The 26,327-nt window shown below is 72.9% G+C and carries 23 protein-coding genes; 6 read left to right on the forward strand and 17 right to left on the reverse strand.

The window, feature by feature from the left end:
* Positions 1–18: 18 nt before the first annotated feature.
* Positions 19–2,742 (reverse strand): phosphoenolpyruvate carboxylase, encoded by a 2,724-nt coding sequence (gene ppc / locus EKH77_RS12775; protein WP_126914517.1) that lies wholly within the window; start codon positions 2,740–2,742, stop codon positions 19–21.
* A gap of 202 nt (positions 2,743–2,944) precedes the next feature.
* Between ppc and EKH77_RS12780 the strand changes: the two genes are divergently transcribed.
* Together EKH77_RS12780 and EKH77_RS12785 are read left to right on the forward strand one after the other, a co-directional pair.
* The gene (locus EKH77_RS12780; protein WP_206279850.1) at positions 2,945–3,946 is read left to right on the forward strand and encodes an acyl-CoA desaturase; all 1,002 of its coding nucleotides are present in this window, start codon (positions 2,945–2,947) and stop codon (positions 3,944–3,946) included.
* Positions 3,943–4,638, forward strand: coding sequence for a TetR/AcrR family transcriptional regulator (locus EKH77_RS12785; RefSeq protein ID WP_126914518.1), 696 nt, complete (start codon positions 3,943–3,945; stop codon positions 4,636–4,638). Before EKH77_RS12780 ends, EKH77_RS12785 begins: the two co-directional genes overlap by 4 nt.
* 158 nt (positions 4,639–4,796) lie before the next feature.
* On the opposite strand, the gene EKH77_RS12790 is transcribed toward EKH77_RS12785, so the two are convergent.
* The gene (locus EKH77_RS12790) at positions 4,797–5,630 is read right to left on the reverse strand and encodes a trans-aconitate 2-methyltransferase (RefSeq protein WP_430980990.1); all 834 of its coding nucleotides are present in this window, start codon (positions 5,628–5,630) and stop codon (positions 4,797–4,799) included.
* Positions 5,631–5,686: 56 nt separating this feature from the next.
* On the opposite strand from EKH77_RS12790, the gene EKH77_RS12795 reads away from it, so the two are divergent.
* Entirely contained in the window at positions 5,687–6,184 is a 498-nt protein-coding gene (locus EKH77_RS12795) for a MarR family winged helix-turn-helix transcriptional regulator (RefSeq protein ID WP_126914519.1), read from the forward strand.
* On the opposite strand, the gene EKH77_RS12800 is transcribed toward EKH77_RS12795, so the two are convergent.
* The 4 genes from EKH77_RS12800 to galT all read right to left on the reverse strand — a co-directional run bounded on the left by EKH77_RS12800 (position 6,143) and on the right by galT (position 10,592).
* On the reverse strand, positions 6,143–6,931 hold the full coding sequence (locus tag EKH77_RS12800; protein ID WP_240667336.1) for a helix-turn-helix transcriptional regulator: 789 nt from the start codon (positions 6,929–6,931) through the stop codon (positions 6,143–6,145). The genes EKH77_RS12795 and EKH77_RS12800 overlap by 42 nt on opposite strands.
* 483 nt (positions 6,932–7,414) lie before the next feature.
* Positions 7,415–8,563 carry a galactokinase gene (gene galK / locus EKH77_RS12810; protein ID WP_126914521.1) on the reverse strand — a complete coding sequence of 383 codons (1,149 nt, stop codon included), beginning with the start codon at positions 8,561–8,563 and terminating at the stop codon, positions 7,415–7,417.
* Positions 8,560–9,549: a UDP-glucose 4-epimerase GalE gene (gene galE, locus EKH77_RS12815; protein WP_126914522.1), complete on the reverse strand. Its 990-nt coding sequence runs from the start codon at positions 9,547–9,549 to the stop codon at positions 8,560–8,562. Before galE ends, galK begins: the two co-directional genes overlap by 4 nt.
* A complete protein-coding gene (galT, locus tag EKH77_RS12820) occupies positions 9,546–10,592 on the reverse strand; it encodes a galactose-1-phosphate uridylyltransferase (RefSeq protein ID WP_126914523.1) in 1,047 nt (348 codons plus the stop codon). The genes galE and galT overlap by 4 nt, the downstream gene beginning before the upstream one ends.
* Before the next feature lie 96 nt (positions 10,593–10,688).
* Here galT and EKH77_RS12825 point away from each other — a divergent pair, with 96 nt between their 5' ends.
* Positions 10,689–12,344, forward strand: a complete 1,656-nt coding sequence (locus EKH77_RS12825) for a sodium:solute symporter family protein (RefSeq protein WP_126914524.1) — start codon at positions 10,689–10,691, stop codon at positions 12,342–12,344.
* A 9-nt stretch (positions 12,345–12,353) separates the two neighbouring features.
* Complete coding sequence (locus tag EKH77_RS12830) at positions 12,354–12,593, forward strand: hypothetical protein (protein ID WP_126914525.1); 240 nt, start codon at positions 12,354–12,356, stop codon at positions 12,591–12,593.
* Here EKH77_RS12830 and EKH77_RS12835 read toward each other — a convergent pair.
* From EKH77_RS12835 to EKH77_RS12845, 3 genes are all read right to left on the reverse strand, one after another.
* Positions 12,532–13,281, reverse strand: coding sequence for a response regulator transcription factor (locus EKH77_RS12835; RefSeq protein WP_126914526.1), 750 nt, complete (start codon positions 13,279–13,281; stop codon positions 12,532–12,534). The two genes, EKH77_RS12830 and EKH77_RS12835, sit on opposite strands and share 62 nt — an antisense overlap.
* A gap of 237 nt (positions 13,282–13,518) precedes the next feature.
* Positions 13,519–15,342 carry a PQQ-binding-like beta-propeller repeat protein gene (locus EKH77_RS12840; RefSeq protein ID WP_240667337.1) on the reverse strand — a complete coding sequence of 608 codons (1,824 nt, stop codon included), beginning with the start codon at positions 15,340–15,342 and terminating at the stop codon, positions 13,519–13,521.
* 347 nt (positions 15,343–15,689) lie between these two features.
* Positions 15,690–17,492: an ABC-F family ATP-binding cassette domain-containing protein gene (locus tag EKH77_RS12845; RefSeq protein ID WP_126914528.1), complete on the reverse strand. Its 1,803-nt coding sequence runs from the start codon at positions 17,490–17,492 to the stop codon at positions 15,690–15,692.
* 240 nt (positions 17,493–17,732) lie between these two features.
* On the opposite strand from EKH77_RS12845, the gene EKH77_RS12850 reads away from it, so the two are divergent.
* Positions 17,733–18,821: an acyltransferase family protein gene (locus tag EKH77_RS12850; RefSeq protein WP_164737791.1), complete on the forward strand. Its 1,089-nt coding sequence runs from the start codon at positions 17,733–17,735 to the stop codon at positions 18,819–18,821.
* On the opposite strand, the gene EKH77_RS12855 is transcribed toward EKH77_RS12850, so the two are convergent.
* The 8 genes from EKH77_RS12855 to EKH77_RS12890 all read right to left on the reverse strand — a co-directional run bounded on the left by EKH77_RS12855 (position 18,810) and on the right by EKH77_RS12890 (position 26,323).
* The gene (locus tag EKH77_RS12855; RefSeq protein WP_126914530.1) at positions 18,810–19,730 is read right to left on the reverse strand and encodes a 4-(cytidine 5'-diphospho)-2-C-methyl-D-erythritol kinase; all 921 of its coding nucleotides are present in this window, start codon (positions 19,728–19,730) and stop codon (positions 18,810–18,812) included. The genes EKH77_RS12850 and EKH77_RS12855 overlap by 12 nt on opposite strands.
* Positions 19,727–20,617 (reverse strand): 16S rRNA (adenine(1518)-N(6)/adenine(1519)-N(6))-dimethyltransferase RsmA, encoded by an 891-nt coding sequence (gene rsmA / locus EKH77_RS12860; protein ID WP_126914531.1) that lies wholly within the window; start codon positions 20,615–20,617, stop codon positions 19,727–19,729. The genes EKH77_RS12855 and rsmA overlap by 4 nt, the downstream gene beginning before the upstream one ends.
* Entirely contained in the window at positions 20,614–21,912 is a 1,299-nt protein-coding gene (locus EKH77_RS12865) for a ubiquitin-like domain-containing protein (protein WP_430981030.1), read from the reverse strand. The genes rsmA and EKH77_RS12865 overlap by 4 nt, the downstream gene beginning before the upstream one ends.
* A 537-nt stretch (positions 21,913–22,449) precedes the next feature.
* Positions 22,450–23,358, reverse strand: a complete 909-nt coding sequence (locus tag EKH77_RS12870) for a TatD family hydrolase (protein WP_126914533.1) — start codon at positions 23,356–23,358, stop codon at positions 22,450–22,452.
* Positions 23,359–23,408: 50 nt separating this feature from the next.
* Positions 23,409–23,855, reverse strand: coding sequence for a hypothetical protein (locus EKH77_RS12875; protein ID WP_126914534.1), 447 nt, complete (start codon positions 23,853–23,855; stop codon positions 23,409–23,411).
* Positions 23,856–24,041: 186 nt separating this feature from the next.
* A complete protein-coding gene (rsmI, locus tag EKH77_RS12880; RefSeq protein ID WP_126914535.1) occupies positions 24,042–24,893 on the reverse strand; it encodes a 16S rRNA (cytidine(1402)-2'-O)-methyltransferase in 852 nt (283 codons plus the stop codon).
* A 34-nt stretch (positions 24,894–24,927) separates the two neighbouring features.
* A complete protein-coding gene (locus tag EKH77_RS12885) occupies positions 24,928–25,380 on the reverse strand; it encodes a DUF6299 family protein (protein ID WP_126914536.1) in 453 nt (150 codons plus the stop codon).
* Between the two features lie 91 nt (positions 25,381–25,471).
* Positions 25,472–26,323, reverse strand: a complete 852-nt coding sequence (locus EKH77_RS12890; protein WP_126914537.1) for a DMT family transporter — start codon at positions 26,321–26,323, stop codon at positions 25,472–25,474.
* Positions 26,324–26,327 lie beyond the last annotated feature (4 nt).

A 26,327-nucleotide genomic window follows, 5' to 3' on the forward strand; every position in this document is an offset into this window, starting at 1 on the left:
CGGCGTTTCCGTGTGGGATCAGCCGGTGTTGCGGAGGCCCGCCGCGACGCCGTTGACGGTCAGGAGCAGGGCTCGTGACAGCAGCGGGTCCGCGTCCCGGCCCTCTTCGGCGGCGCGTCGCTGGCGGTCCAGCAGCGTCACCTGGAGGTAGGAGATCGGGTCCAGGTAGGCGTCGCGGATGTGGAAGGTCTGGCGCAGCACCGGGCTCGCCGCCAGCAGCTCGTCCTCGCCCGTGATGCGCAGGACTTCCTGCACCGTCAGCTCGTGCTCCGCCCGGATGGTGGCGAAGACGTGCTTGAGGTCGTCGGGGACGAGGGTGTCGACGTAGTGCTGGGCGATGCGCAGGTCGGTCTTGGCGAGGGTCATCTCGACGTTGGACAGGAAGTTCTGGAAGAAGTGCCAGTGGGTGTGCATTTCGTCCAGGACGGTGTCCAGGCCGGCTTCGCGGGCGGCCTTGAGGCCGGAGCCGACGCCGAACCAGCCGGGGACGATCTGGCGGGACTGGGTCCAGCCGAAGACCCAGGGGATGGCGCGGAGGCCGTCGAGGCCGGCGCCGGAGTCGGGGCGGCGGGAGGGCCGTGAGCCGAGGTGGAGTTCGGCGAGCTGGTCCACCGGTGTGGAGGCGAAGAAGTACGCCGGCAGGTCCTTGTCCTCCACGAGGCGCCGGTAGGCGGCGTGGGCGGCGTCGGAGACGGTGTCCATGGCCGCGTCCCAGCGGGCGAGGGCCTCGTCGGACTGGCGGGGGGCGGTGTGGAGGGCGGAGGCCTGGAGGGTGGCGGCGACCGTCAGCTCGAGGTTCTCGCGGGCGAGTGCCGGGATGAGGTACTTGTCGGAGATGACCTCGCCCTGTTCGGTGACCTTGATCTCGCCTTCGAGGGTGCCCCAGGGCTGGGCGAGGATCGCGTCGTGGGTGGGGCCGCCGCCGCGGCCGACGGTGCCGCCGCGGCCGTGGAAGAGGCGGAGGCGGACGCCGTAGCGGTGGGCGACGTCGCGGAGGCGGCGCTGGGCGCGGTGGATCTCCCACTGGCTGGTGGTGATGCCGCCGAACTTGGAGGAGTCGGAGTAGCCGAGCATGACTTCCTGGACGTCGCCGCGGAGGGAGACCAGGCGTCGGTAGGAGGGGTCGGCGAGCATTTCGTCGAGGAGGCGGTCGGCTTCCTTGAGCTCGTCGGTGGTCTCCAGGAGGGGGACGATGCCGATCTTCGCCCAGCCGGCGTGGAGGTCGACGAGGCCGGCTTCGCGGGCGAGGACGGCGGCGGCGAAGACGTCGTCGGCGCCCTGGCACATGGAGATGATGTAGGACTCGACGACCTCGGGGCCGAACTTCTCCAGGGCTTCGCGGATGGTGCCGAAGACGCCGAGGGTCTTGGCGCCGGCCGCGTCGAGCGGTGCCGGGCTGGGGGCCAGGGGGCGGCGTGAGCGGAGTTCCTTGGCGAGGAGCTTGCGGCGGTAGTCGCGGGGCATGTCGGCGTAGCGCCAGGATTCCTCGCCGAGGCGGTCGAAGAGCTGGCCGAGGGCGTGGTGGTGGGCGTCGGCGTGTTCGCGGACGTCCATGGTGGCGAGGTGGAGGCCGAAGGCCGCGAGGGTGCGGATGGCTCGCTCCAGGCGGCCGTCGGCGATGAGGCCGCCGCGGTGGACGCGGAGGGAGTCCTGGATGAGCTGGAGGTCGGTGAGGAGGTCGGCGGCGCCGAGGTAGTCGCGGCCTTCCTGGTGGGGGGTGCCCTTGGCGAGTCGCTCTCGGGTGTTGACGAGCTTCTGGCGGACGCAGGTGGCCTTCAGGCGGTAGGGCTCCTCGGCGTTCAGCCGCTTGTAGCGGGGGCTGATCTCGGGGAGCGCTTCGAGGTCGCGCTGGAGGGAGGTGAGGAGTTCCTCGGTGGCGCCGCTGTTGCGGATGGAGTTGGAGAGGGCGCCGCGGAGGGCGTCGACGAGTTCGAGGGCGTCGGTGATGCCGTGCTCGTGCTGCAGTATCAGCACGTCCCAGGTGACCTGGGGGGTGACGTTGGGGTTGCCGTCGCGGTCGCCGCCGATCCAGGTGCCGAAGGTGAGGGGGCGGGTGCCGGCGGGGAGGCCGACGCCGACGCGGTCGAGTTCGGCGGCGAGGTCCTCGAGGACGTCGCCGACGGCGTCGGCGTGGAGTTCGTCGAGGTAGTAGATGGCGTTGCGGGCCTCGTCGGTGGGCTCGGGGCGGGCGACGCGCAGTTCGTCGGTCTGCCAGAGCAGGTCGATGTTCTCGGCGAGGCGGAGGTCGGTGCGGCGCTTGTCGCCGGTGCCGGTGGCGGGGGTGTCGAGGAGTTCGGCGATGCGGCGGAGCTTGTTGAGGACGCTGCGGCGGGCGGCTTCGGTGGGGTGGGCGGTGAAGACGGGGCGCACGCCGAGGTTCTCGACGGTCTGGCGGAGGTGCTCGGGGTCGGCTTCCTTGAGCTGGTCGGCGGTGCGGGCGAGGATCGAGCCCTTGGCGTCGCGCCGGGCGCGCAGTTCGCGGCCGCGGTGGACCTGCTCGGTGACGTTGGCCAGGTGGAAGTAGGTGGAGAAGGCGCGGACGAGCTTGGCGGCGGTCTCCGGGTCGGTGCGGGCCAGGAGCGCGGCGGCGGCCTCGCCGTCCGTCCGGGTCAGTGCCCGTACCCGTTCGACGAGGTCGAGGAGCTCTTCACCCTCCTGGCGGACCAGGGTCTCCCCGAGGAGATCACCGAGACGGCGGATGTCGGCGCGCAGGGCGGCATTGGTCTGGTCGGCACTGCTCACAGGTGCTGCTCCTTGCAGAGTTTCCGGCACTTCTGGAGGGGTGGCGGACCGCGCTGTCCGACGGCAACAGCATAGGTCGCCGCCCGACGCGCGGTTGCCCGTGGCCCTCTTGCTCACGCGCCCGGCCCTGCCATACTTACGAAGCCGTAGGTTACGGAACCGTAGGAACCGTGACCAAGATCCGACCCCCATGAGGGAACCCATGACTGCAAGCCCCGACGTGCTCGAAGACGCGCCGAAGGCCCAGGAGACCTCGCTCCCCTCCGCCACGCTGGGCGGGGAGCAACGCCGGTCGATCGAGCAGTTCACCCTGCTGCTGTTCATCGTCGTTCCGTTCGTCGCCCTGCTCGCCGCCGTTCCGCTGGCCTGGGGCTGGGGGGTGAGCTGGCTGGACCTGGGCCTGCTCGTGGCCATGTACTACATCGGCTGCCACGGCATCACGATCGGCTACCACCGGTACTTCACCCACGGCGCTTTCAAGGCCAAGCGGCCGCTGCGGATCGCGCTGGCGGTCATGGGCTCGCTGGCGGTCGAGGGCCCGGTGGTCCGCTGGGTCGCGGACCACCGCAAGCACCACAAGTTCTCCGACGCGGAGGGTGACCCGCATTCGCCGTGGCGTTACGGCGAGACCGTCCCGGCCCTGCTGAAGGGGCTGTGGTGGGCGCACGTGGGCTGGATGTTCGACCAGGAGCAGACGCCGCAGCAGAAGTACGCGCCGGATCTGATCAAGGACCCCGCCGTTCGCGCGGTCTCGCGGCAGTTCGTGCTGTGGACGATGGTCTCGCTGCTGGTGCCCCCGCTGGTGGGCGGGCTGGTGACCTGGTCGTGGTACGGCGCGGTGACGGCGTTCTTCTGGGGTTCGCTGGTGCGGGTGGCGCTGCTGCACCATGTGACGTGGTCGATCAATTCGATCTGCCACGCGGTCGGCAAGCGTCCGTTCAAGTCGCGGGACCGTTCGGGGAACGTGTGGTGGCTGGCCGTGCTGTCGTGCGGCGAGTCCTGGCACAACCTCCACCACGCCGATCCGACGTCGGCGCGGCACGGTGTGCTGAGGGGGCAGCTGGACTCCAGCGCCCGTATCATCCGCTGGTTCGAGCGGGCGGGCTGGGCGTACGACGTGCGCTGGCCGAACGCCGCCCGGATCGAGTCCCGGCGGGCGTCCGGGGAGAAACGGGATAAGGAGGATGCCGCGCACGCGGCATGATTGACAGCGTGGCGATCGACAGCAACACCAGTGACAAGGACCTGCCCGCTGCCTCCGGAAGCAGGCGCGGCCGGCCCCGCCGTGTGCGGATGACCGGTGCGGAGCGCCGTGAGCAGCTGCTGGACATCGGTCGCACGCTCTTCGCCGAGCGGGGCTTCGAGGGGACGTCGGTGGAGGAGATCGCGGCGAAGGCCGGGGTCTCCAAGCCGGTGGTCTACGAGCACTTCGGCGGCAAGGAGGGGCTGTACGCGGTGGTCGTGGACCGTGAGATGCGGCGGCTCCTCGACATGGTCACGGGCGCGCTGACGGCGGGCCACCCGAGGGAGCTGCTGGAGCAGGCGGCGTTCGCCCTTCTGGACTACATCGAGAAGTCCACGGACGGCTTCCGGATCCTGGTGCGGGATTCGCCGGTGGCGCAGTCGACGGGTACGTTCGCGTCGCTGATCAGCGATATCGCCACGCAGGTCGAGGACATCCTGGGCCTGGAGTTCAAGGCGCGCGGCTTCGACCCGAAGCTGGCGCCGCTGTACGCGCAGGCGCTGGTGGGCATGGTCGCCCTCACGGGCCAGTGGTGGCTGGACGTCCGCAAGCCGCGGAAGGCGGAGGTGGCGGCGCACCTCGTGAACCTGGCCTGGCACGGCCTGGACGGCCTGGAGCCCAAGCCCCGCCTGGTAGGCCACCGCAAGTCCTGACCCGCCCGGGCCGGGTGGCCCCGCCCCGGGGCGCCCCGGCCCCCGGGTGGGGGTCTGGGGGCTTGCCCCCAGGAAACGGGAGGGGGCGGGACCGGGGCTCACTCCCGCCGCGACGGTGATCAGCCACCGCCGGGGAGCCCGGCGGTGCCGAACCCTGCTCAGGCCGGCGCGGCCTTCCGTGCCACCACAAAAATCCGCCGGAAGGGGAACGGCGTTCCCGCCGGGCCCGCCGGGTAGGCGTCCCGCAGGAGCGCCCCGTACTCGGCGAGGAACGCCTCCGTGGCGGGCGGATCATCGGCGAGGCCGGTCAGGACCGGCCGAAGCCCCGTGCCGCGGACCCAGTCGAGGACGGGGTCCTCGCCCGTCAGGACGTGGACGTACGTCGTCTCCCACGCGTCCACCTCGCAGCCGAGCGCCGTCAGCTCCTCCAGGTACGCGGCGGGCGGGCGTACGTCGAGGGTGCGGCGGCCCGCCGCGCCCAGGCGGTCGCGCCAGCGCGGGGACGCGCACAGCTCGCGCAGCAGCGCGTGGCTGGGGGCGTCGCCGTTCCCCGGGACCTGGAAGGCGAACGTGCCGCCGGGCGCGAGGCCGGCCAGCCAGGCCGGGAAGGCCCGTACGTGTTCCGGCACCCACTGGAGCGCGGCGTTGGAGACGATCAGGTCGTAGTGGCCGTGCGGCGGCGTCCAGTCCGTCAGGTCGGCGTGGGCGAAGTCGATACGGCCGCCGCCGGGTGTCGGGCCGGAGTGGGCGGCGGCCTCGGCGAGCATGGGGGCGGAGTTGTCGTAGCCGGTGATGTGGGCGTCCGGCCAGCGGTCGGCGAGCAGCGCCGTGACGTTGCCGGCGCCGCAGCCGAGGTCGGCGATGCGGGCGGGCCGGCCGCCCCGGCCCGGCGGTTCCGGTACTCGGGCGAGCAGTTCGTGGAAGGGCCGGGTCCGGTGCCCGGCGTGGCGGAGGTACTGGCCGGGGTCCCAGTCGGGGGTTTGGCGCACCATGGGACCTATCTTGACATCAAGAGACTTCATGTCGACAGACCTACTACACTGATCCCATGGAGGACGAGGTCGATCGGCTGGTCGCGGCGTGGCGTCGAGAGCGCCCCGATCTCGACGTGGAACCACTCGAAGTGCTCAGTCGCGTCTCCAGACTCGCCCGGCACCTGGACCGGGCGCGCAGGATCGCCTTCGCCGAGCACGAGCTCGAGCCCTGGGAGTTCGACGTCCTGACCGCCCTGCGCCGCGCCGGGGACCCGTATCAGCTCTCCCCCGGGCAGCTGCTGACGCAGACCCTGGTCACCTCGGGCACCATGACCAACCGCATCGACCGGCTCGCGAAGAAGGGCCTGGTCCAGCGGGAGCCGGACCCCAGCGACCGACGCGGGGTGCTCGTCCGGCTCACCGCCGAGGGGCGGGACCGCGCGGATCAGGCGCTCGCCGGGCTGCTCGCCCAGGAGCGCGCGATCCTCGGCGAGCTGTCGACCGGCCAGCGCGCGGAACTGGCGGGTTTGCTACGCCAGTTGACCGCCCCGTTCGACAACGTCCCCGGCTAGGTCCACCGGGCCCACCCCGGCCCGGCGGGCCAGCGCGACGGCGGCCAGGGTGGAGTGCACCCCGAGCTTGCCGAGCACGTTCTGCATATGGGTGCGGACCGTGTGCGGGGAGAGGTAGAGCCGCTCGGCGACGGCCTTGCGGCCCAGCCCGGCCACCATGCAGCGCAGCACCTCGCGCTCGCGCGGGGTCAGCGATTCCACCAGCCGTTCGCTCTCCGTGCGGTGCTTGCGCGCGGCCGTCAGCTCGCGCAGCACGCCCGTCAGCAGGGCGGGCGGGAGGTGCGTCTCGTCCCGCAGCACGCCTCGTATCACCGACAGCAGGCGTGAGAGCGAGCAGTCCTTGGCCACCCAGCCGCCGGCTCCCGCCTGCAGCGCGGCGGCCGCGCGCCGCGGGTCGTCGCGCTCGGCCAGGACGACCGTGCGCACCCCCGGATGGCCCGAGCGGACCCTCGCCACCAGCGAGATGCCGTCCACCGCGCCCTCGCCCTGCCCCGAGCCGTCCTGGCCCGGGCCCCGCGACTGCGCGGGTACGTGCGCGACGTCCGGGCCCACCGTGCCGAGGTCGGCATCGATCAGCAGCACGTCGAAACGCCGCCCTTCGCCCGCCGCGCGCTCCAGCGCGCGCAGCGCCGCCGGCCCGCTGCCGGCCGCCGAGACGTCCACGTCCTGCTCCGCCGCGAGGGCGGCGGCGAGCGACTCGGCGAAGATGCGGTGGTCGTCGACCACCAATACCCGAATACGTGCCACAACCACCCCCATGTCCCGGTAGGCGGAGGCAGTGCGGGTACGGCGCCCGAACCCGGGGCCGCCACGCGCGCACGGCCGCCGCCGTGCCCTGACAACCACCCCGCCCCGGGCGTCGTACCTGCCTGTCTCGCCCCCTGATCAGCGCCGGCCCCCACCGGCACTGTGCATCAGCGTACGGCCGGGGTCGGGCGACGGAAGCCGATTGGCAAAACTGCTTGACCCGGGTGTTTATCGTGAGCTTTATGTTCAGTATTGAGGCGGTGAACGACTCGGAACGACGTGATGTGGTCCTCGCACGACTCCGCGCGACCAATACCGAACGTTCGTCCGTCATGCGGGCGTTGCGGGGCACATCCGTCGAGCGCAGGGGGCTCCGCCCCGGACCCCGGACGCGACTGCGCCGCGATTGAGGACCGCGCGCCCAGCGCGGACAAGGGGGCTGGGGCACAGCCCCAGGAAACCGTGAAAGGGCGGGACCGGGGCTTATCCCACCCGCCGCGCGCCCTCGCCCGCCTCCACCGCGAAGACGCGCGGCGTGGCGTATCCGGCGGCCGCGAAGGCGGCCGTCACGGCGCGTTCGACCGTGTCGGCCGTCGTCTCGTCCGTGAGGACGACGGCCGAGCCGCCGAAGCCGCCGCCCGTCATCCGTGCGCCCAGCGCGCCCGCGCCGGTCGCCGTGGCGACCACCAGGTCCAACTCGGGGCAGGAGACGGCGAAGTCATCCCGCAGGGAGGCGTGTCCGGCCGTCAGGAGGGGGCCGGTGGCGCGGGGGTCGCCCGCGTCGAGCAGCGCGGCCACGGCCCGTACGCGCTCGTTCTCGGAGACGACGTGCCGCACCAGCGCGCCCGCCCCGGGCACGGCCCGCAACTCCCGTACCGCCACGTCGAGTTCCCCGTACGGGACATCACGCAGGGCGCGCACCCCCAGTGCGCGCGCCGCCGCCTCGCACCCCGCGCGCCGCCGTGCGTACTCGCCCTCCCCCAGGTCGTGTTTGACGCGCGTGTCGACGACCAACAGGCGCAGGCCGTGCGCCGCCAGGTCGAAGGGGAGGTGGCGCCGGGTGAGATCCCGGGTGTCCAAAAAAAGCACGTGGCCGGCCTCGCAGCACGCCGCGGCGGTCTGGTCCATGATCCCGCAGGGGACGCCGGCGAAGGCGTTCTCGGCCCGGCGCGCCAGCCGGGCCAGTTCCGGGCGGGCGAGCCCGAGCCCGTACAGCCCGTCGAGGGCGAGCGCGGTGGCGACCTCCAGGGCGGCGGAGGACGAGAGCCCCGCCCCCACCGGCACGTCGCTCTCCACGTGCAGGTCCGCGCCCGCCACGGCGTGCCCCGCCTCGCGCAGTGCCCACAGGACGCCCGCCGGGTACGCGGCCCAGCCCCGCACCGCCCCCGGCCGCAGCTCGTCCGGTGCCACGGTCACGACGCCGCCCGGTATGTCCGCCGAGTGGAGCCGCAGCCGTCCGTCGGCGCGGGCGCGGGCCGCCACCCCGGTGCGCAGGGGCAGGGCGAGCGGCATCACGAAGCCGTCGTTGACGTCCGTGTACTCGCCGATGAGGTTGACCCGGCCGGGCGCCGCCCAGACGCCCTCGCAGCCGGTGCCATACACACCCCGGAAGGCAGTCGCAGCGGCGGTCATGGGCGTTTCCGGGCAGCGGCGCCGTGCCGCGCGAAGTCCCAGGCGTCCTCGACGATCGAGACCAGGTCGGGGCGGCGCGGCCGCCAGCCGAGCAGCCGGTGCGCCCGTTCGGCGGAGGCGACGAGCACGGCGGGGTCGCCCGGCCGGCGGGGGCCGGTGGTCTCCGGGACGGGGTGCCCGGTGACCTTGCGGACGGTCTCGACGACCTCGCGGACGGAGAAGCCGCGCCCGTTGCCGAGGTTGCAGATCAGATGCTCGCCGGGGCTGGCGGCGCCGAGGGCCAGGAGGTGGGCGTCGGCGAGGTCGGCGACGTGGATGTAGTCGCGGACGCACGTGCCGTCGGGGGTCGGGTAGTCCTCGCCGTGGACGGAGATCGCCTCGCGCTCCCCCAGGGCGACCTGGAGGACGAGCGGGATCAGGTGGGACTCGGGCGCGTGCCGCTCGCCGTGCCGCCCGTACGCCCCCGCCACGTTGAAGTAGCGCAGGGAGACGGCGGCCAGGCCATGGGCCGCGCACTCCCCGGCGATCATGTGGTCGACGGCGAGTTTGGTGGCGCCGTAGGGGTTGGTGGGGGCGGTGGGGGCGTCCTCGGTGACCGGGACGGCGGCGGGTTCGCCGTAGGTGGCGGCGGTGGAGGAGAAGACGAGGGTGCGCACGTTCGCGTCCCGCATGGCGGTGAGCAGTTCGAGCGTGCCGCCGACGTTGTTGCGCCAGTACCGGTCGGGGTGCGTCACCGACTCCCCCACCTGCGAGAACGCGGCGAAGTGGAGCACGGCGTCATGGCCGGCGACCAGCTCGCGGGACGCCTCCTGCACCCGGCCCTCGACGAAGCGAGCCCCTTCGGGCACGGCGTCGCGGTGGCCGGTGGAGAGGTCGTCGAGGACGGTCACCCGGTGGCCGGCGGCCAGCAGATGCGCGGCCACGACGCTGCCGACATAGCCGGCACCGCCCGTGACCAGGTACGTTCCATCGCCTTCGGGGCTCATGCGCTCGCCACCTCGCGTAGTCGGCCGGCCGCGGCCTCCGGCCGCACGTCGTTGATGAACACGTTCATGCCCGCCTCCGAACCCGCGACGAACTTGAGCTTTCCGGGGGCCCGGCGGCTGGTGAAGAGCTCGAGGTGGAGCGCGAATTCACTCCTGTGGGGGTGCCGGAAGGGCGCCTGGTGCCAGCCGGAGACATAGGGCGTCGGTGGCTGTCCTGGGCCGAAGATCCGGTCGAAGCGGCGCAGGAGCTCCAGGTAGACCCGGGGGAACTCCGCGCGGGCCGCGTCGTCGAGGGACGGCAGGTCGGGCACCCGGCGGCGGGGGTGGAGCCGGATCTCGTAGGGCCAGCGGGCGGCGTACGGCACGAAGGCCAGCCAGTGCTCGCTGTCGAGGACGATCCGGCGGCCGTCGGCGAGCTCGTCGGCCACGACGTCGTCGAAGAGGTTCCGGCCGCCCGTGCGCTCGCGGTGGGCGGCGGCGGAGTCGAGCATCCGCCCGGTGCGCGGGGTGACGAAGGGGTAGCCGTAGATCTGGCCGTGGGGGTGGCCGAGGGTGACGCCGATCTCGTGGCCGCGGTTCTCGAAGCAGTAGACCTGTTCGACGGCGGGGAGCAGGGCGAGTTCGGCGGTGCGGTCGGTCCAGGCGGCGAGGACGAGCGCGGCGCGGTCCTCGTCCAGGTCGGCGAAGGAGGCGTCGTGGTCGTCGGTGAAGCAGACGACCTCGCAGCGGCCGCTGTCGCCGGAGAGGGCGGGGAAGCGGTTCTCGAAGACGGCCACCTCGTAGGCGCGGTCGGGGATTTCGGTGGGCCGGCCGTCGCGCGAGGGGCACAGCGGGCAGGAGTCGGCGGCCGGGTGGAGGGGGCGGTCCTGGCGCTGGGCGGCGATGGCGACGCCGTCGCCGACGAGCGGGTCGTGGCGGATCTCGCTTGCCGCAGCCGGGAGTTGGAGTGGGCGCCGGTCGGCGGTGTCACGCACGGCGTCGTCGCGGGAGTCGAAGTAGAGCAGTTCGCGGCCGTCGGCGAGCCGGGTCGCCGTTTTCTTCATCCGACGTCTCCTCACACACCTTCACACATAACCGAACACAAGGAATCATGACCCGACAGCACGGTCAACAGCGCCCGAGCGACCGAGAGGTGAAGCATGCGCTATTCGGCCGAGAGTCTGCGGCTCCCCGTCAACTGGCTCGACTACGTCATCCTCGCGAGCTACTTCGCCGTGGTCCTGGGCATCGGCGTCGCGGCGCGCCGTTCGGTCCGTACCAGCCTGGACTTCTTCCTCTCCGGCCGGTCCCTGCCCGCCTGGATCACCGGGCTCGCCTTCGTCGCCGCCAACCTCGGCGCCACCGAGATCCTGGGCATGGCCGCCAACGGCGCCCAGTACGGCGTGTACACCGTGCACTGGTACTGGATCGGGGCGATACCGGCCATGGTCTTCCTGGCCCTGGTGATGATGCCGTTCTACTACGGGTCGAGGGTCGGCTCGGTGCCCGAGTTCCTGCTGCGGCGCTTCGGGCCCGCCTCGCATCTGCTCTCCTCGGTGATCTTCGCGGTGTCGTCGGTGCTGATCGCGGGCGTCAACCTCTACGCGCTGGCGCTGGTGCTGCGGGCGCTGCTGGGCTGGCCGCAGGGCGTGGCGATCGTCGTCGCGGGTCTCTTCGTCCTGGCGTACATCACGCTCGGCGGGCTGTCCTCCGCGATCTACAACGAGGTCCTCCAGTTCTTCGTCATCCTGGCGGCGCTGGTGCCGCTGACGGCCGTGGGCCTCGCGCGCGTCGGCGGGCCGGGCGGGCTGTGGGACGCGCTCTCCGCCGAGCGGGGCGAGGACTTCCTGAGCGCCTGGGGCGGTACGGGCATCGGCCACGCCAATCCGCTGGGAGCCAACTGGCTGACCATCGTGCTGGGCCTGGGCTTCGTGATGAGCTTCGGGTACTGGACGACGAACTTCGCCGAGGTGCAGCGGGCGCTGTCCGCGAAGGATCTGGGCGCGGCGCGGCGGACGCCACTGATCGCGGCCTTCCCGAAGCTGCTGGTCCCGCTGGTGGTGGTCATGCCGGGGCTGATCGCCCTGGTGCTGGAGCCGTCCCTGGGCCGGGCCGGCAGCGGGCTGAGCTACAACGACGCCATCCCCGTGCTGATGCGCGACCTGCTGCCCAACGGCATGCTGGGCGTCGCGGTGACGGGCCTGCTCGCGGCGTTCATGGCGGGCATGGCCGCCAACGTGTCGTCCTTCAACACGGTCTTCACCAGCGACATCTGGCGGGCGTACGTACGGCCGGGCCGCCCCGACGCCTACTACCTGGCGACCGGCCGCGTGGTGACGGCGCTCGGGGTGTTCGCGGGGATGGGCACGGCGTTCATCGCCTCGTCCTTCTCCAACATCATGAACTATCTCCAGACGCTGTTCTCGTTCTTCAACGTGCCGCTCTTCGCGGTCTTCGTCATCGGGATGTTCTGGCGGCGGGCCACGGCCGCGGCGGGCTTCTGGGGGCTGCTGTCGGGCACGGCGGCCGCGATGGTCAACTACTTCTGGCTGTACCGGCGGGGCGTCATCGGCATCCCCACGGACCAGGGCGCCAACTTCGTCTCGTCCATCGTGGCGTTCGGCGTCGCGGCCGTCGTGATGCTCGTGGTCTCGCTCGTCACCGAGCCGAGGCCCGCCGGGGCGCTGACGGGGCTGGTGTACGGGACGGCCGCCGCGCCCGTCGAGGACGGGACCGTCTGGTACCGCAGGCCCGCGCCGCTCGGCTGGGGCGCCGTGCTCCTGGCCGCCCTCTGCTACGTCCCCTTCTCGCTGTAGGAGCAGAGCATGAAACGCGCCTTCGACATACGGCGGGTCATCGGCGGCCTGTTCACCGGCTACGGGCTGCTGCTCACCGCCGCCGGGCTCGCCGCCTCCGACGCGGACCTGAGCAAGGCCCAGGGGGTGAACGTCAACCTCTGGGCCGGTCTCGGCATGCTCGCGTTCGGCGGTCTCCTCCTCTGGCTCAGCCGCCGCCCTGCTGACCCGGCACCCCCCGGCCGGGCACCGGGGGACGGGGAGGACTGACCGGCGCGGGAGCGCTCGCGGCACCGCCCGTGGCGCGGTCCAGCAGGCCCGTACGGGCGGCCAGGGCGGCCGCCTCCAGCCGCGAGCCCACCCCGAGCTTCATCAGGACGCGCTGGACGTGGGTGCGGGCCGTGCTGGGCGCTATCCCCATGCCCGCGGCGATCAGCCGGGTGTCCTCGCCCTCGGCGACCCGCACCAGGACCTCGACCTCGCGCGGGGTGAGCAGCTGGAGCAGCCGCGCGCCCTCGTCGTCGGGCTGGGTGGCGGGGTTGAGGAGCTCGGTGAAGGCGCCCTGGAGCAGCTGGGGCTCCACGGCGGCCTCGCCCGCGCGGGCCTTCATCATGGCCCGCTCGACGCCTTCGATGCGTTCGTTGTGCCGGACGTAGCCGGAGGCGCCGGCGGCGAAGGCGGCCGCGATGCCCAGGGGGCTCGGCACGGGGCCGAGCACGACGACGGCGACCTGGGGGCGCTCCCGTTTGATCCGGACGACCGGGTCGAAGGCGCCCGGCTCGGCCGGGGACGCCGTGCCCAGCAGGCACACCTCGGGGGCGCGGCTGATCACCAGGTCGGCCGCGCCGGCGCTGGGCGCGGCCGCGGCCAGTACCCGGTGCCCGCGCAACTTCAGTGCCGAGGCGAGGGCCTCGGCCAGCAGACGATGGTCGTCGACGACCATGAGCCGCACGCCCATTGAGCTTCCCCCCTGTCGCCCGCTGCCGCCCACTGCCGCTCGCGCACGTCTCCCCGGCACCCTCTTGCCCGGGAAGCTACACGCTTGTTCGACGTTCCGCGCCCCTTACCGGTGAGAAGTCCCCCGGAATGCCGAAATCCCTGCCAATCACGTGTACTTCGCGACTGAAACGGATCGTTCAGGCATGCACACGCGGCGGGCAGGGATACGGCTGGAGTGCTCGTCAAGCGATCAGTATCAACTACCGCCGAAAATCATCACCAGATACTGCTTCCCGAAACTCACGGAGCTGGGCTTGTTGGCGAAACTGCCGCCCAAGTAGAGGCGGCCCTGGGACCAGAGGGTCGGCTGGATGGTCGGCGAGAGCATGCGCTCGCTCTGCGCCGACGCGGCCGGATTCTTCAGCAGGACATCGGTCTTGAACGACTTCGGATCGATCCGGACCACCTGGCCGCCGGCCTTGTAGGTCGGGTCCTGGTAACCGATGGGGTAGCCGTCCTTGTCGACGCCCAGCGGGGTCAGCGTGGATCCCGGGAGGCCCTCGGCCTTGCCCCGGGACTGGCCGGTGGCCAGGTCGAAGCCGACGATCTCGTTGACGCGGCCGACCTGCTGGGCGTTGCCGCTGGAGTGCTCCTCGGAGGGCAGGAAGAGGGTGTCCTTGGTGACGGCGAGCTTGGTGCAGCCCTCGACGTTCGTCGAGGGGCACTTCGGCGTGAATCCGCCGTTGCCCGTGGAGATCTTGGAGCGCAGCTTGCCCTCGGTGGCGCTGTCGTCGATCGCCAGGAAGTCGGAGGCGCCGCTGCCCTTGTCCCCTCCGGCGTCGACCGCGATGACCAGCGGGTCGGTGGACGCGATGTGCACCCACTGGAGGCCGGCGGGGGCCTTGTAGACGGACTTGGGCGCGCCCGACGCCGGGTCGAGGGTCTGCACCTGCATCTGGGGGCGCGCGTAGTCGCCGCAGCGGCGGACGGCGACGAGCTTGGAGCCGCCGCCGTAGCCGTCGTCCCGGCAGTCGTCGCCCGGCTTGGGCTTCCACAGCTCCTTGCCGCCGTCCAGCGACCAGGCGGCGCCGCCCGACGTGCCGCCCGCGGCGACGGTGCCGCCGCCGACGGTGACCTCGCCGAAGCGGAGGTCCTGGTCGCCGCTCTTGGCGGACTTCTGCCAGAGCTTCTTCCCGTTGTTCAGGTCGAGGGCGACGACCTGGGTGCACTGGGCGTTGTTGGCCTTGCTGTCCTTGACGACCAGGGCGGTCTTGCCGTCGGCCGTGGTCTGCTGGGACGGCCAGCAGATCTCGCCGTCGAGCGGGACCTCCCACTGCTTGCCGCCGGAGAGGCCGTAGCCGACGATCTTGTAGATGTCGGCCTTGGCGAAGACCTTGTCCGTCGCCCACATGCCCTTGACGCTGATGAGGTCGTCGGCCTTGGGCTGGTCGACGGTGAAGAGCAGCTTGCCGTCGACGGTCTTGGGGGCCTTGCCGCCGCCGCCCTGGGCCTGGCCGCCCTGGGTGCCGGCGCTCGAGCCGGCCTCGGTCTTCTTGTCGTCGTCACCGCCGCCGCCCTTGGTGGCGAACCAGATGCCGCCGCCGGCGACGACCAGTACGGCGGCCACCGCGCCGGCGATGAGCGCCATCCGCTTCTTGGGGCCGTTGCCGCCCGGGGCGCCGGTGGGCGCGCCGGCGGGGAACTGGGCGGTGGGCCCGTATCCGCCGTACTGCGGCTGCGGCTGACCGGGAACGCCAGGGGCGCCGGGCGCACCGGGGGCGCCGGGGTAGCCGTAACCGCCGGGGGCGCCGGCCGGGCCGGGGTAGCCGTAGCCGGGAGCGGCGGGCGCGGCCGGGTAGCCGTAGCCGCCGGGGGCGGCGGGCGGCGGGGCCTGCGGGGCGGCGCCCGGGGCGGGCGGGACCGCGGGGGCGCCGGGCGGGGGGTTCTGCGGGGCGCCCGGCGGCGGGACCGCGGGCGTGCTGAGCATCGTGGGCGGCGGGGCCTGGGGCGGGGTCTGCGGGGCCGCGCCCGGCTGGGGCGGCTGCGGCGGCTGCTGGGGCGCGCCGGCGGGCGGGGGCACGGGCGGGCTGACCATGGTGGGCGGCGGGGCCTGCGGGGCGGCGCCCGGGGGCGGGCCCTGCGGCGGCTGCGGGGCGCCGAAGCCGCCCCGGGGGTCCTGAGGTGCGCCGAAGCCGCCGCCCGGCGGTCCCTGCGGTGGCTGGGGGGCTGCGGCGGCTGTGACATCAGCTTTCCTCTTTACGCGCGACCGGGGCTTCCTGCACCGCATGAATCCCGCCAGTGTGCGGCAGGCGAGCGGGTGTTCTTTGTACCACCCGGCGCGGACACCCCAAGGGCCGATCCCGGATGTATCCACCACCTGAGACCGGCCCGTGACGAGACTGTTGCGCCTGACGGCGCCTTACGGCCTCAGGCGTCCTCGGCGAGTTCGAGCCAGCGCATCTCCAGCTCGTCGCGCTCGTCGGCCAGTTCCCGCAGCTCGGCGTCGAGCTTGGCCACGGCCTCGAAGTCGGTCGCCTGCTCGGCGATCCTCGCGTGGAGCTTGGCCTCCTGCTCGCTGATGCGGTCCAGGCGGCGCTCGATCTTCTGGAGCTCCTTCTTCGCCGCGCGGGCGTCGGCGGCGGGCTTGGCCTTGACGGCGGCGGGCGCGGCAGGGGCGGCCGGCGCGGCGGCCTCGATGACGCGCTGGCGGCGCTCCAGGTACTCGTCGAGGCCGCGCGGCAGCATCCGCAGCGCCCGGTCGCCGAGCAGCGCGTAGACGCGGTCCGTGGTGCGCTCGACGAAGTACCGGTCGTGGCTGATGACGACCATCGAGCCGGGCCAGCCGTCGAGGAGGTCCTCGAGCTGGGTGAGGGTCTCGATGTCGAGGTCGTTGGTGGGCTCGTCGAGGAAGAGGACGTTGGGCTCGTCCATCAGCAGGCGCAGGATCTGCAGGCGGCGGCGCTCACCGCCGGAGAGGTCGCCGACGGGCGTCCACTGCTTCTCCTTGGTGAAGCCGAACTTCTCGCAGAGCTGTCCGGCGGTCATCTCCCGGCCCTTGCCGAGGTCGACGCGGTCGCGGATCTGCTGGACGGCCTCCAGGACGCGCTTGGCCGGGTCGAGTTCGGCGACCTCCTGGGAGAGGTAGGCGAGCTTCACGGTCTTGCCGACGACGACCTTGCCGGCCGCCGGCTGCTTCTCGCCCTCGGTGCGGGCGGCCTCGGCGAGGGTGCGCAGCAGCGAGGTCTTGCCGGCGCCGTTGACGCCGACGAGGCCGACGCGGTCGCCGGGGCCCAGCTGCCAGGTGAGGTGCTCGATGAGCGACTTGGGGCCGGCCTGGACGGTGACGTCCTCCAGGTCGAAGACGGTCCTGCCGAGCCGGGAGCTGGCGAACTTCATCAGCTCGGAGGTGTCGCGCGGCGGCGGCACGTCGGCGATGAGCTCGTTGGCGGCCTCGATGCGGAAGCGGGGCTTGCTGGTGCGGGCGGGGGCGCCGCGGCGCAGCCAGGCGAGCTCCTTGCGCATCAGGTTCTGCCGCTTGGTCTCCTCGGTGGCGGCGATCCGCTCCCGCTCGGCGCGGGCGAAGACGTAGTCGCTGTAGCCGCCCTCGTACTCGTGGACGGCGCCGCGCTGGACGTCCCACATGCGGGTGCAGACCTGGTCGAGGAACCAGCGGTCGTGGGTGACGCACACCAGTGCCGAGCGGCGGGCCTGGAGGTGGCCGGCCAGCCAGGAGATGCCCTCGACGTCGAGGTGGTTGGTGGGCTCGTCCAGGACGATGAGGTCCTGCTCGGAGATGAGCAGCTTGGCCAGCGCGATGCGGCGGCGCTCGCCGCCGGAGAGCGGGCCGATGACGGTGTCGAGGCCCTGCGGGAAGGCGGGCAGGTCGAGGCCGCCGAACAGGCCGGTGAGCACGTCGCGGATCTTGGCGTTGCCGGCCCACTCGTGGTCGGCCATGTCCCCGAGGACCTCGTGCCGCACGGTCGCGGCCGGGTCGAGGGAGTCGTGCTGGGTGAGGACGCCCATGCGCACGTGACCGGCGTGGGTGACGCGGCCCTTGTCGGCGTCCTCCAGCTTGGCGAGGATGCGGATGAGCGTGGTCTTGCCGTCACCGTTGCGGCCGACGACGCCGATCCGGTCGCCCTCGTTCACCCCGAGGGAGATGCCGTCGAGCAGCGCACGCGTGCCGTACACCTTGTCGACGGCTTCCAGATTGACCAGGTTGGCTGCCATGCCGCTGCCGCTCCTTGTTCGATGGGACTGCCTCCAGGATCCCACGGTCGGCCGGAGCCCCCGACCGGGCCCGGGACGGCGCCGTTCACGGCACTCGGCCCGGTCCGCCGCAGAGCAAGATCGCTGGTAGATTCCCCCGGTCCGCGCCAGTATCCGCGCATTTCCGTCCGGCCAGAAAGACATCGCGTGAGCCTTATATCGGAGGCCGTTCCTCAGGCCGGTTCGGCTCCACGTCCCCGGATGGCGGCCTCGCGGACACGGCTGGAATCGCTCACCGGTCTGCGGTGGTTCGCGGCGCTCCTCATATTCTGTTACCACTTTTCGTACGAGCAGTACGGCGCCGGTACCGCGAAGCATCTGCGCGCGCTGAAGGACGCCACCTTCGCCGGCCCCTCGGCGGTCTCCTTCTTCTTCATTCTCTCGGGCTTCGTGCTCGCCTGGTCGGCACGGCCCGGCGACCCGGTCCCCGGATTCTGGCGGCGGCGTTTCGCCCGTATCTACCCCAGCCACCTGGTGACCTTCGGCATCGCGGCGCTGATGCTGGTCTGGATGGGGAAGAGGCTCGAGACCGGCCTGGCGCTGAGCAATCTCACCCTGACCCAGTCCTGGGTGCCCAACGACGAGGACCGGTGGTTCGCCTACAACGGCGTCTCATGGTCGCTCGGCTGCGAGTTCTTCTTCTACCTCTGCTTCCCGCTGCTGATCTCGGCGATGCGCCGGCTGCCGCTCGCGGGCCTGTGGGCCGTGGTCGGCCTCGGGAACCTCTTCGTCCTGCTGCATCCCCTCACCACGGGCTTCTTCCTGCGGACGGCGGGCTGGGAGGAGAAGTTCACGCTGTACATGTTCCCGCCCGTGCGGCTGGCCGAATTCGTCATCGGTATCGCACTCGCCCTGCTCGTGAAGAAGGGCGCCTGGCGCGGCCCGGGCCTGGTGGCGAGTGTCGCGCTGTCCGTGGGAGCCGTCCTCGCCCTGGCACATCTCATGCCGGAAAAATTCCACTGGGTCGCGGTCACGGTGGTTCCCTTCACCCTCACCGTCGCGGCGGCCGCGCGCGCGGACGTACGGGGCGAGGAATCCCCGTTCCGGAACCGGTTCGTGGTGTACCTCGGCGAGGTTTCCTTCGCCTTCTATCTCCTGCACGAAATGGTCATTTTCAGCACGAGCCATTTCCTGAGGCTGCACCACGTCACGGTTCCGCTGGCCGTGCACGCCACCCTGGTCATGGCGATCTCACTGGGCGGTGCCGTTCTTCTCCACGAGTACGTGGAGAAGCCGTGCGTGAAGTGGCTGGGTCCCCGGGCGGAACGGATCCGTCGCTCAGGCCGATGAGCGGGCGGTCCCGCACACCGTCGCCCCCGGCACCGGGCCGGAGGTGACGCGGACCGCGCGGCACGTCCCGGAGGACCGCAGCGCGTCGGCCACCTTCTCGGCCTCCGCCTCCCCGGCGGTCAGGAACGCCGTCGTCGGGCCGGAGCCCGACACCATGGCGGCCAGCGCCCCGGCCTCCTCGCCCGCCGCCAGCGTCGCGGCGAGCGACGGGCGCAGGGAGACGGCGGCCGGCTGGAGGTCGTTGCTCACGGCGGCGGCCAGCGCCGTCGCGTCGCCGGTGCGCAGGGCGGCCAGCAGGGCGGCCGACGGCTCCGGGTCGGGTACGGGCGTGGTGCCGCGCAGCCGGTCGCATTCGGCGTAGACGGCGGGCGTGGACAGGCCGCCGTCGGCGACGGCGAACACCCAGGAGAAGGTGCCGCCCGTCTCCAGCGGCGTCAGCAGCTCGCCCCGGCCGCGGCCGAGGGCCGCGCCGCCGACGAGGCTGAAGGGCACGTCGCTGCCGAGCTCCGCGCAGATCTCCAGGAGCTCCTCGCGGGAGGCGCCGGTGCCCCACAGGGCGTCGCAGGCGAGGAGGGCGCCCGCGCCGTCCGCGCTGCCGCCGGCCATGCCGCCCGCGACGGGGATGTCCTTGTCGATGTGGATGTGGACGTTCGCCTCGCGGCCGTGGCGGGCCGCGAGGGCGAGGGCCGCGCGGGCGGCCAGGTTGGTGCGGTCCAGGGGGACCTGGGCGGCGTCCGCGCCGGAGCAGGTGACGCGCAGCTCGTCGGCGGGGCGGACGGTGACCTCGTCGTACAGGCCGACGGCCAGGAAGACGTTGGCCAGGTCGTGGAAGCCGTCGGTGCGGAGAGGGCCGACGGCGAGCTGGACGTTGACCTTCGCGGGGACGCGGACGGTGACGGACGCGGTCACAGCGCGGCGCCCTTCTTCTCGGCGATGGCGGCGAACTCGTGCACGGTCAGCGCCTCGCCGCGGGCCTGCGGGGAGATCCCGGCGGCGACCAGCGCGGCCTCGGCCGCGGCGGCCGAGCCCGCCCAGCCCGCCAGCGCGGCGCGCAGCGTCTTGCGGCGCTGGGCGAAGGCGGCGTCGACGACGGCGAAGACCTCGGCCTTGGTGGCCGTCGTGTCGATGGGCTCGGTGCGCCGGACCAGCGAGACGAGGCCGGAGTCGACGTTGGGCGCCGGCCAGAAGACGTTGCGGCCGATGGCGCCGGCCCGCTTGACCTCGGCGTACCAGTTGGCCTTGACCGAGGGGACGCCGTAGACCTTGTTGCCCGGCTTGGCGGCGAGCCGGTCGGCGACCTCGGCCTGGACCATGACGAGGGTGCGCTCGATGCTGGGGAAGCGGTCCAGCATGTGCAGCAGCACGGGCACGGCGACGTTGTAGGGCAGGTTGGCCACGAGGGCGGTGGGCGCCGGGCCGGGCAGCTCCTGCACCTGCATGGCGTCGCTGTGGACGAGCGCGAAGCGGTCGGCGCGCTCGGGCAGCCGCTTGGCGATCGTCCCGGGCAGCGCGGCGGCCAGCACGTCGTCGATCTCGACCGCCGTGACGCGGTCGGCCGCCTCCAGCAGGGCGAGGGTCAGCGACCCGAGCCCCGGTCCGACCTCGACGACGACGTCGTCGGGCCGCACCTCGGCGGTCCGGACGATGCGCCGGACCGTATTGGCGTCGATCACGAAGTTCTGGCCGCGCTGCTTGGTGGGGCGCACCCCGAGGGCGGCGGCCAGTTCGCGGATGTCGGCCGGGCCGAGCAGGGCGCCGGACTCGCCGGACTCGTCTGTGCTGGGGCTGGAGCTCACCCGTGAAGTTTACGGCCGCACACGGGCCAGGGACTCGCCCCCCGGCTGACGTACAGCTTCTTGGCCCGCATGGTCTGCTCCTCGGCCGGGGCGTCCTGGGGGCGGCCGTCGCCGCCGAGGGACTGCCAGGTGTGGGTGTCGAACTGGTACAGCCCGCCGTAGGTGCCGGACGGGTCGACGGCGTCGGGCCGTCCGCCCGCCTCGCACTGCGCGAGCCCGTTCCAGTTGAGCCCCTCCGCGCCCTGCACGGTGGTGGGCCGGGCCTTGGTGCCTACCTTGACGATCTCGACGCGGGGCCGGCGGACGACCTCGGAGCGGATCTTCTTGGGCTTCTGCTTGACGCCGTTGACGGTCCGCAGGGAGTACGTGACGCGCTCGACGCCCTTCTCGCCGCGCTGGGCGACGACCTCGGTGCCCTTGTAGAGCGAGGGGTCCTCGCGGCGCTCGGTGGAGAAGTCGATGGGCTCCTCCTTGACCTCCTCGTCGGCGGAGATCCGCATGACGGAGATCGTCTGGCCCTCGCGGGGGAAGCTCTCGGGGTCGACGGAGGTGGTGTCCTCGCCGCGCAGGCCGATGCCGGCCTGTTCGATGGCCTCGCGGACGGTCGCGGCGTTGGTGCGGACGGTGCGTTCGCGGCCGTCGGCCATGAAGGTGACGGTGCGCTCGGTGCGGACGTCCAGGTCCAGGCCCTTGCGGCCGATGGGCGCGGAGCGGGAGGCGGACAGGTAGGCGCCCTCGGCCCGGACGCCGAGCTGGCGCAGGGCGCCGTCGACGGTGCGGGCGGTGGTCCACACCTGGCGGCGCTCCCCGTCGAGGGTGAGGGAGACGGGCCGTCCGTAGCGGACGATGACGCGGTCGCCGGAGGCCAGGTCGTGGTGGCGGCCGGGGGCGACGATGTCGTGCTCGCCGACGGCCATGCCCTCGTCGGCCAGCAGCTCCTCGACGTCGCCGGCGAAGGTGTGGAGGGTGCGGGGCCTGCCGTCGACGCTGAGCTGGACGGCTTTGTCGCCGGCGATGAAGGCCGACGTCCCGCCGGCCAGGAACGCCACGACGAGCGCCTGCGGCAGCAGCCGCCGCAGCGGCTCGGCGCCCCGCTCGCGGGGTGCCGCACGGCTCCCGGACCGCTCGCCCGCCCCGGCCCCGGGCCGGGGGGCGGCGCTCCGCGCCGAACGCTTGCGTCCGCCGTTCGCGGCCGCCGCCGCCCGCCGCGAGGCGGCCCGGCCACCGGGGGCGGGCACGACGGCGCCACCGGGGTCGGCGTCGGCGCCGAGCCCGGTCACGGGCGGGCCCGTCACGGGGAGGCTGTCGGCCACGGCGGCCCAGGCGGGGGCGTGGGGCCCATAGGTCTCGGGGGCGCCGTGGGGCCCGGGGGCGCCTGGCCCCCCGTAACCCCCCGGAGGGGCGATCGCCTGCCGGGGCAGCTGCGCCTGCCCGAAGGGCTCGTACGGCTCGTACGGCTCATAGGGGTCGTAGCCCTCGTGGGCGCCGTGGCCGTGGCCCCCGTACGCCGCGCCGTACCGCTCGGGCGGGCCCGACGGACCGTGGGCACCCTGCTCCCCGTGCGGCCGGTACGGCTCGTACGCCCCGAGCGGCTCGAGGTCCCCGTACGGCTCGTACGGCGGCGGCGCGTACGGCTCGGGCGGCGGCCCGTACGGCTCGCGGGGCGCGTACGGGTCGTACGACGGGGTTCCCGTCGCGGCGCGGGGTGCAGCGTGGGGGCTGCCCGGTGCATGACTCACGACACTCCACAGGTCCGGCTAGGCCCGGGACTGTAGCGGAGCCACCATCACCCACCAAAGTCGTATCGTCACACGGTGTCGCGCATATCGGTGTCAGTATCCGAAGACGCGTGCGGTATTGGCCGCTACGGCCGTGGCCAGGGCGTCCTCGGCGATGTCCTTCACTTCGGCCATCGCGCGCAATGTGACCGGAATGAGGTAGGGCGCGTTGGGCCGTCCGCGATACGGGGCCGGGGTCAGGAAGGGCGCGTCGGTCTCGACGAGGATCAGGTCGAGGGGGGCGACGGCCAGGGCGTCGCGCAGGTGCTGGGCGTTCTTGAAGGTGACGTTGCCGGCGAAGGACATGTAGTAGCCCGCCTCGGCGCAGACCTTCGCCATGGCGGCGTCGCCGGAGTAGCAGTGGAAGACCACCCGCTCGGGAGCGCCCTCCTCGGCGAGGACGCGCAGCACGTCGTCGTGGGCCTCGCGGTCGTGGATGACCAGGGCCTTGCCCTGCCGCTTGGCGATCTCGATATGGCGCCGGAAGGAGTACTCCTGGGCGGCCATTCCCTCGGGTCCGGTACGGAAGTAGTCCAGTCCCGTCTCCCCCACGCCGCGTACCTGGGGCAGGGCGGCGAGCCGGTCGATCTCCTCCAGCGCGGCGTCCAGGGCGGGCATGCCGCCGGGTTCGCGGGCACCCTGGCGGGACCAGCCGTCGGGGTCGCCGTGGACGATGCGGGGCGCCTCGTTGGGGTGGAGGGCCACCGTGGCCCAGACGGCCTCGTGGGCGGCGGCGGTCTCCGCGGCCCAGCGCGACCCGGCCAGGTCGCAGCCCACCTGGATCACCGTGGTGACCCCGACGGAAGCGGCCTTGGCCAGCGCCTCCTCGACCGTGCCCCCTTGCATGTCGAGGTGGGTGTGGGAGTCGGCGACGGGCACGGCCAACGGTGCCGGGAGCGGCGGGGGGACGTCCTTGGTGTCGTTCTTCCGCTCGCCGCTGACCGGTCCGTTGTTCGATGCCATGGCCGTGATTCTAGAGATCGCGTGATCCTAGAGATCGCGCGCGGCCGGGGTCACTTCCGGTGGAAGGGCCGCAGCAGGTCGGAGAGATGCCAGTGGTGACCCTCGCGGGGCTCGTGGTCGCCGCCGTCGTGCAGCGGTCCGGCGGCCGCCTGGAGGGTCGCCGGGACGGCCGTGCGCTCGTGGAGATGCAGGGCGTCGGCGACCACGGACACCTGCCCGGACCGCATGATGCGCACCGTGTGCGCGCCGCAGTTGACGCAGGTCGGGCGGGTGAGCGGCGACGGCACGCGCCGGTCGTCCGCGTAGTAGGTGACGAAGGGCAGGCCCTTCGCGTCCACGTGGTGCCTTATCTCGTACGACTGCTCCCAGCCGCTCCCGCATCGCATGCATACGAAGGAGTACGACTCGTGGGCCGGCTCGAACGCGGCGGCGGTCTGCTCCGTCGCCGTGCGGGTCGCGCGCTGGGCTCCGTTCGAAGCTCCTGCGGTCTCGCTCATGGCAGCTCCTCTTGTCCGCTGGACAAGTCTCTCCGGGACCGGACGTCCCACCACCAGGGAACGCCCATACCGGCGATGGCGCAGCAGCCTGACCCACGAATTGGGACAAACTTGGCGGCTCCATGCCCGAAAGCGTTGGCTGCCATGCCAGGGCTTTGCTTTTCAGGTTAGCCCTTTACCTTACTGTCAATCCCGCTGTGCGGCATTTTTTGCCGCTACGACCGCATCGAACACATCGCGCTTGGGTAGGCCTGTCTCCGCCGCCACGGCCGCGATCGCCTCCTTGCGGCGTTCGCCCGCCTCCTCCCGGACGCGTACACGCCGGACGAGCTCGGCGGCGTCCACTTCCTCGGGCCTGTCGGGGGCCCCTTCGACGACGATCGTGATCTCGCCCCGGACGCCCTCGGCCGCCCAGGCCGCCAGCTCGGCCAAGGGGCCGCGCCTGACCTCCTCGTAGGTCTTCGTCAGCTCCCGGCACACGGCGGCGCGGCGGTCCGCGCCGAAGACCTCGGCCATCGCGGCGAGCGTGTCGTCGAGGCGGTGCGGGGCCTCGAAGTAGACGAGCGTGCGGCGCTCGCCGGCCACCTCGCGCAGCCGGCTCAGCCGCTCGCCCGTCTTGCGGGGCGGGAAGCCCTCGAAGCAGAAGCGGTCCACGGGCAGGCCCGAGACCGCCAGCGCGGTGAGGACCGCCGAGGGGCCCGGCACGGCCGTGACCTTGACGTCCTTCTCCACGGCGGCCGCGACGAGCCGGTAGCCGGGGTCGGAGACGGACGGCATCCCCGCGTCGGTGACCAGCAGCACCCGTGCCCCGCCCACAAGGGCCTCGACCAGATCGGGGGTCCGGGCGGACTCGTTGACCTCGTTGTAGGAGACCACCCGGCCGGTGGTCCGCACCCCCAGCGCCTGGGTCAGCCGGCGCAGCCGGCGGGTGTCCTCGGCGGCGATCACCTCGGCGGCGGCGAGCTCGGCGGCCAGCCGCGGGGGCGCGTCGGCGACGTCGCCGATGGGGGTTCCTGCGAGTACGAGAGTTCCAGTCACGCTCCCATCCTCGCAGCTCGCCGGGGCCCGGGCCTCAGCCCCGGACGGCCCGCACGATCTTGATCTCCCGCTCCGGGAGCACCGCCAGGAACCGCGGCAGCGGAATCCCGCCCCTGTCGCGGCTGATCTGCAGCAGCGTGCCGTCCGCCCGCGCCGGGCCCGGCCGGAGCGACGCCGCGTTGGGGCGGGCCGAGTTGCGCCACCGGTGCCGGGCGCCGTCGCAGACGGCCTTGCTGCCGCCGATGCCCTCGGTATGGGCGTGCTGCAGGACGTTGCTGGCGACGTAGACGGTGCCGGTGTGCTCGACGACCTTGCAGCGGTAGGTGCCCGTCATGGTGAGGGTGCCGTCGGGGGCGAGGGTGGCGGTGGGGTCGATGGTCATGGCGCCCGTGGACCGGGGGGCGGGCGCGGCGGCCACGGGGGCGGCCGCGGCCAGGCCGGTGAGGACTCCCGCCGCGATGGCGTTGTGGATGATGCGGATGCGCATGGGCCAGGGATACCGGAACCATTTGCTCCGGTGTCCGCACCTCACCCGCGCGGCGGCGCGTCACGACGGCCCGTAGGGGTCGTACCGTCCGTCAGCCCGCGTGGAGCATCAGCCCGATGCCGACGACCATCAGCCCCGCCGCCGCGATCCTCGGCGCCCCGAACCGCTCCTTCATCACAACTGTGCCGATCGCCGCGCCCACGATGATCGACGACTCGCGCAGCGCCGCGACCGGGGCGAGGGGCGCCCGGGTCTGCGCCCACAGCACCAGCCCGTAGGCGAAGACGGACAGCAGTCCGCCGAGCAGCCCGCGCGCGGCGAAGGGACGGATCTGGTCGAGGAGGGCGCCGCGCCGGGCGGCCACCGCCCAGGCGGGGATCACCAGCCCCTCCAGGATCATCAGCCAGGAGATGTAGCCGAGCGAGGAGCCGGCGGCCCGTACGCCCAGGCCGTCGACGACCGTGTACGAGGCGATGGCGAGCCCGGTGGCGACGGCCGCCCCGATCGCCGCCCACCGGGGCCGGGTGCCCGAGCCCCGGATGCCCCACAGGGCGAGACCGGTCAGCCCGGCCGAGGCGACGGCGACACCGGCGAGCTGGCGGCCGCCCGCGACCTCGTGGGCGAAGAGCGCCGCGAGACCGGTGACCGCCAGCGGGGCGGTACCCCGGGCGATCGGGTACATCTGACCGAAGTCGCCGAGGGTGAACGACCGCATGAGCAAGGCCTGGTAGACGGTGTGGAGGACGGCCGAGGCGAGCAGGTACGGCCAGGCCCCGGCGGCGGGCGTCGGTACGAACGGCAGCAGCGCCGCCCCGCAGAGCGCCCCGCCGCCGCCCACGAGGGTGAAGGCGAGGAGCTGGTCCCTGATGCCGTGGGCGATGGCGTTCCAACTGGCGTGGGTGACGGCGGCGACGAGGACGGCGACGGCGACGAGCGGCGTCACGTGC

The sequence above is a fragment of the Streptomyces luteoverticillatus genome (genome assembly GCF_003970715.1).
GTDB lineage: Bacteria > Actinomycetota > Actinomycetes > Streptomycetales > Streptomycetaceae > Streptomyces > Streptomyces abikoensis.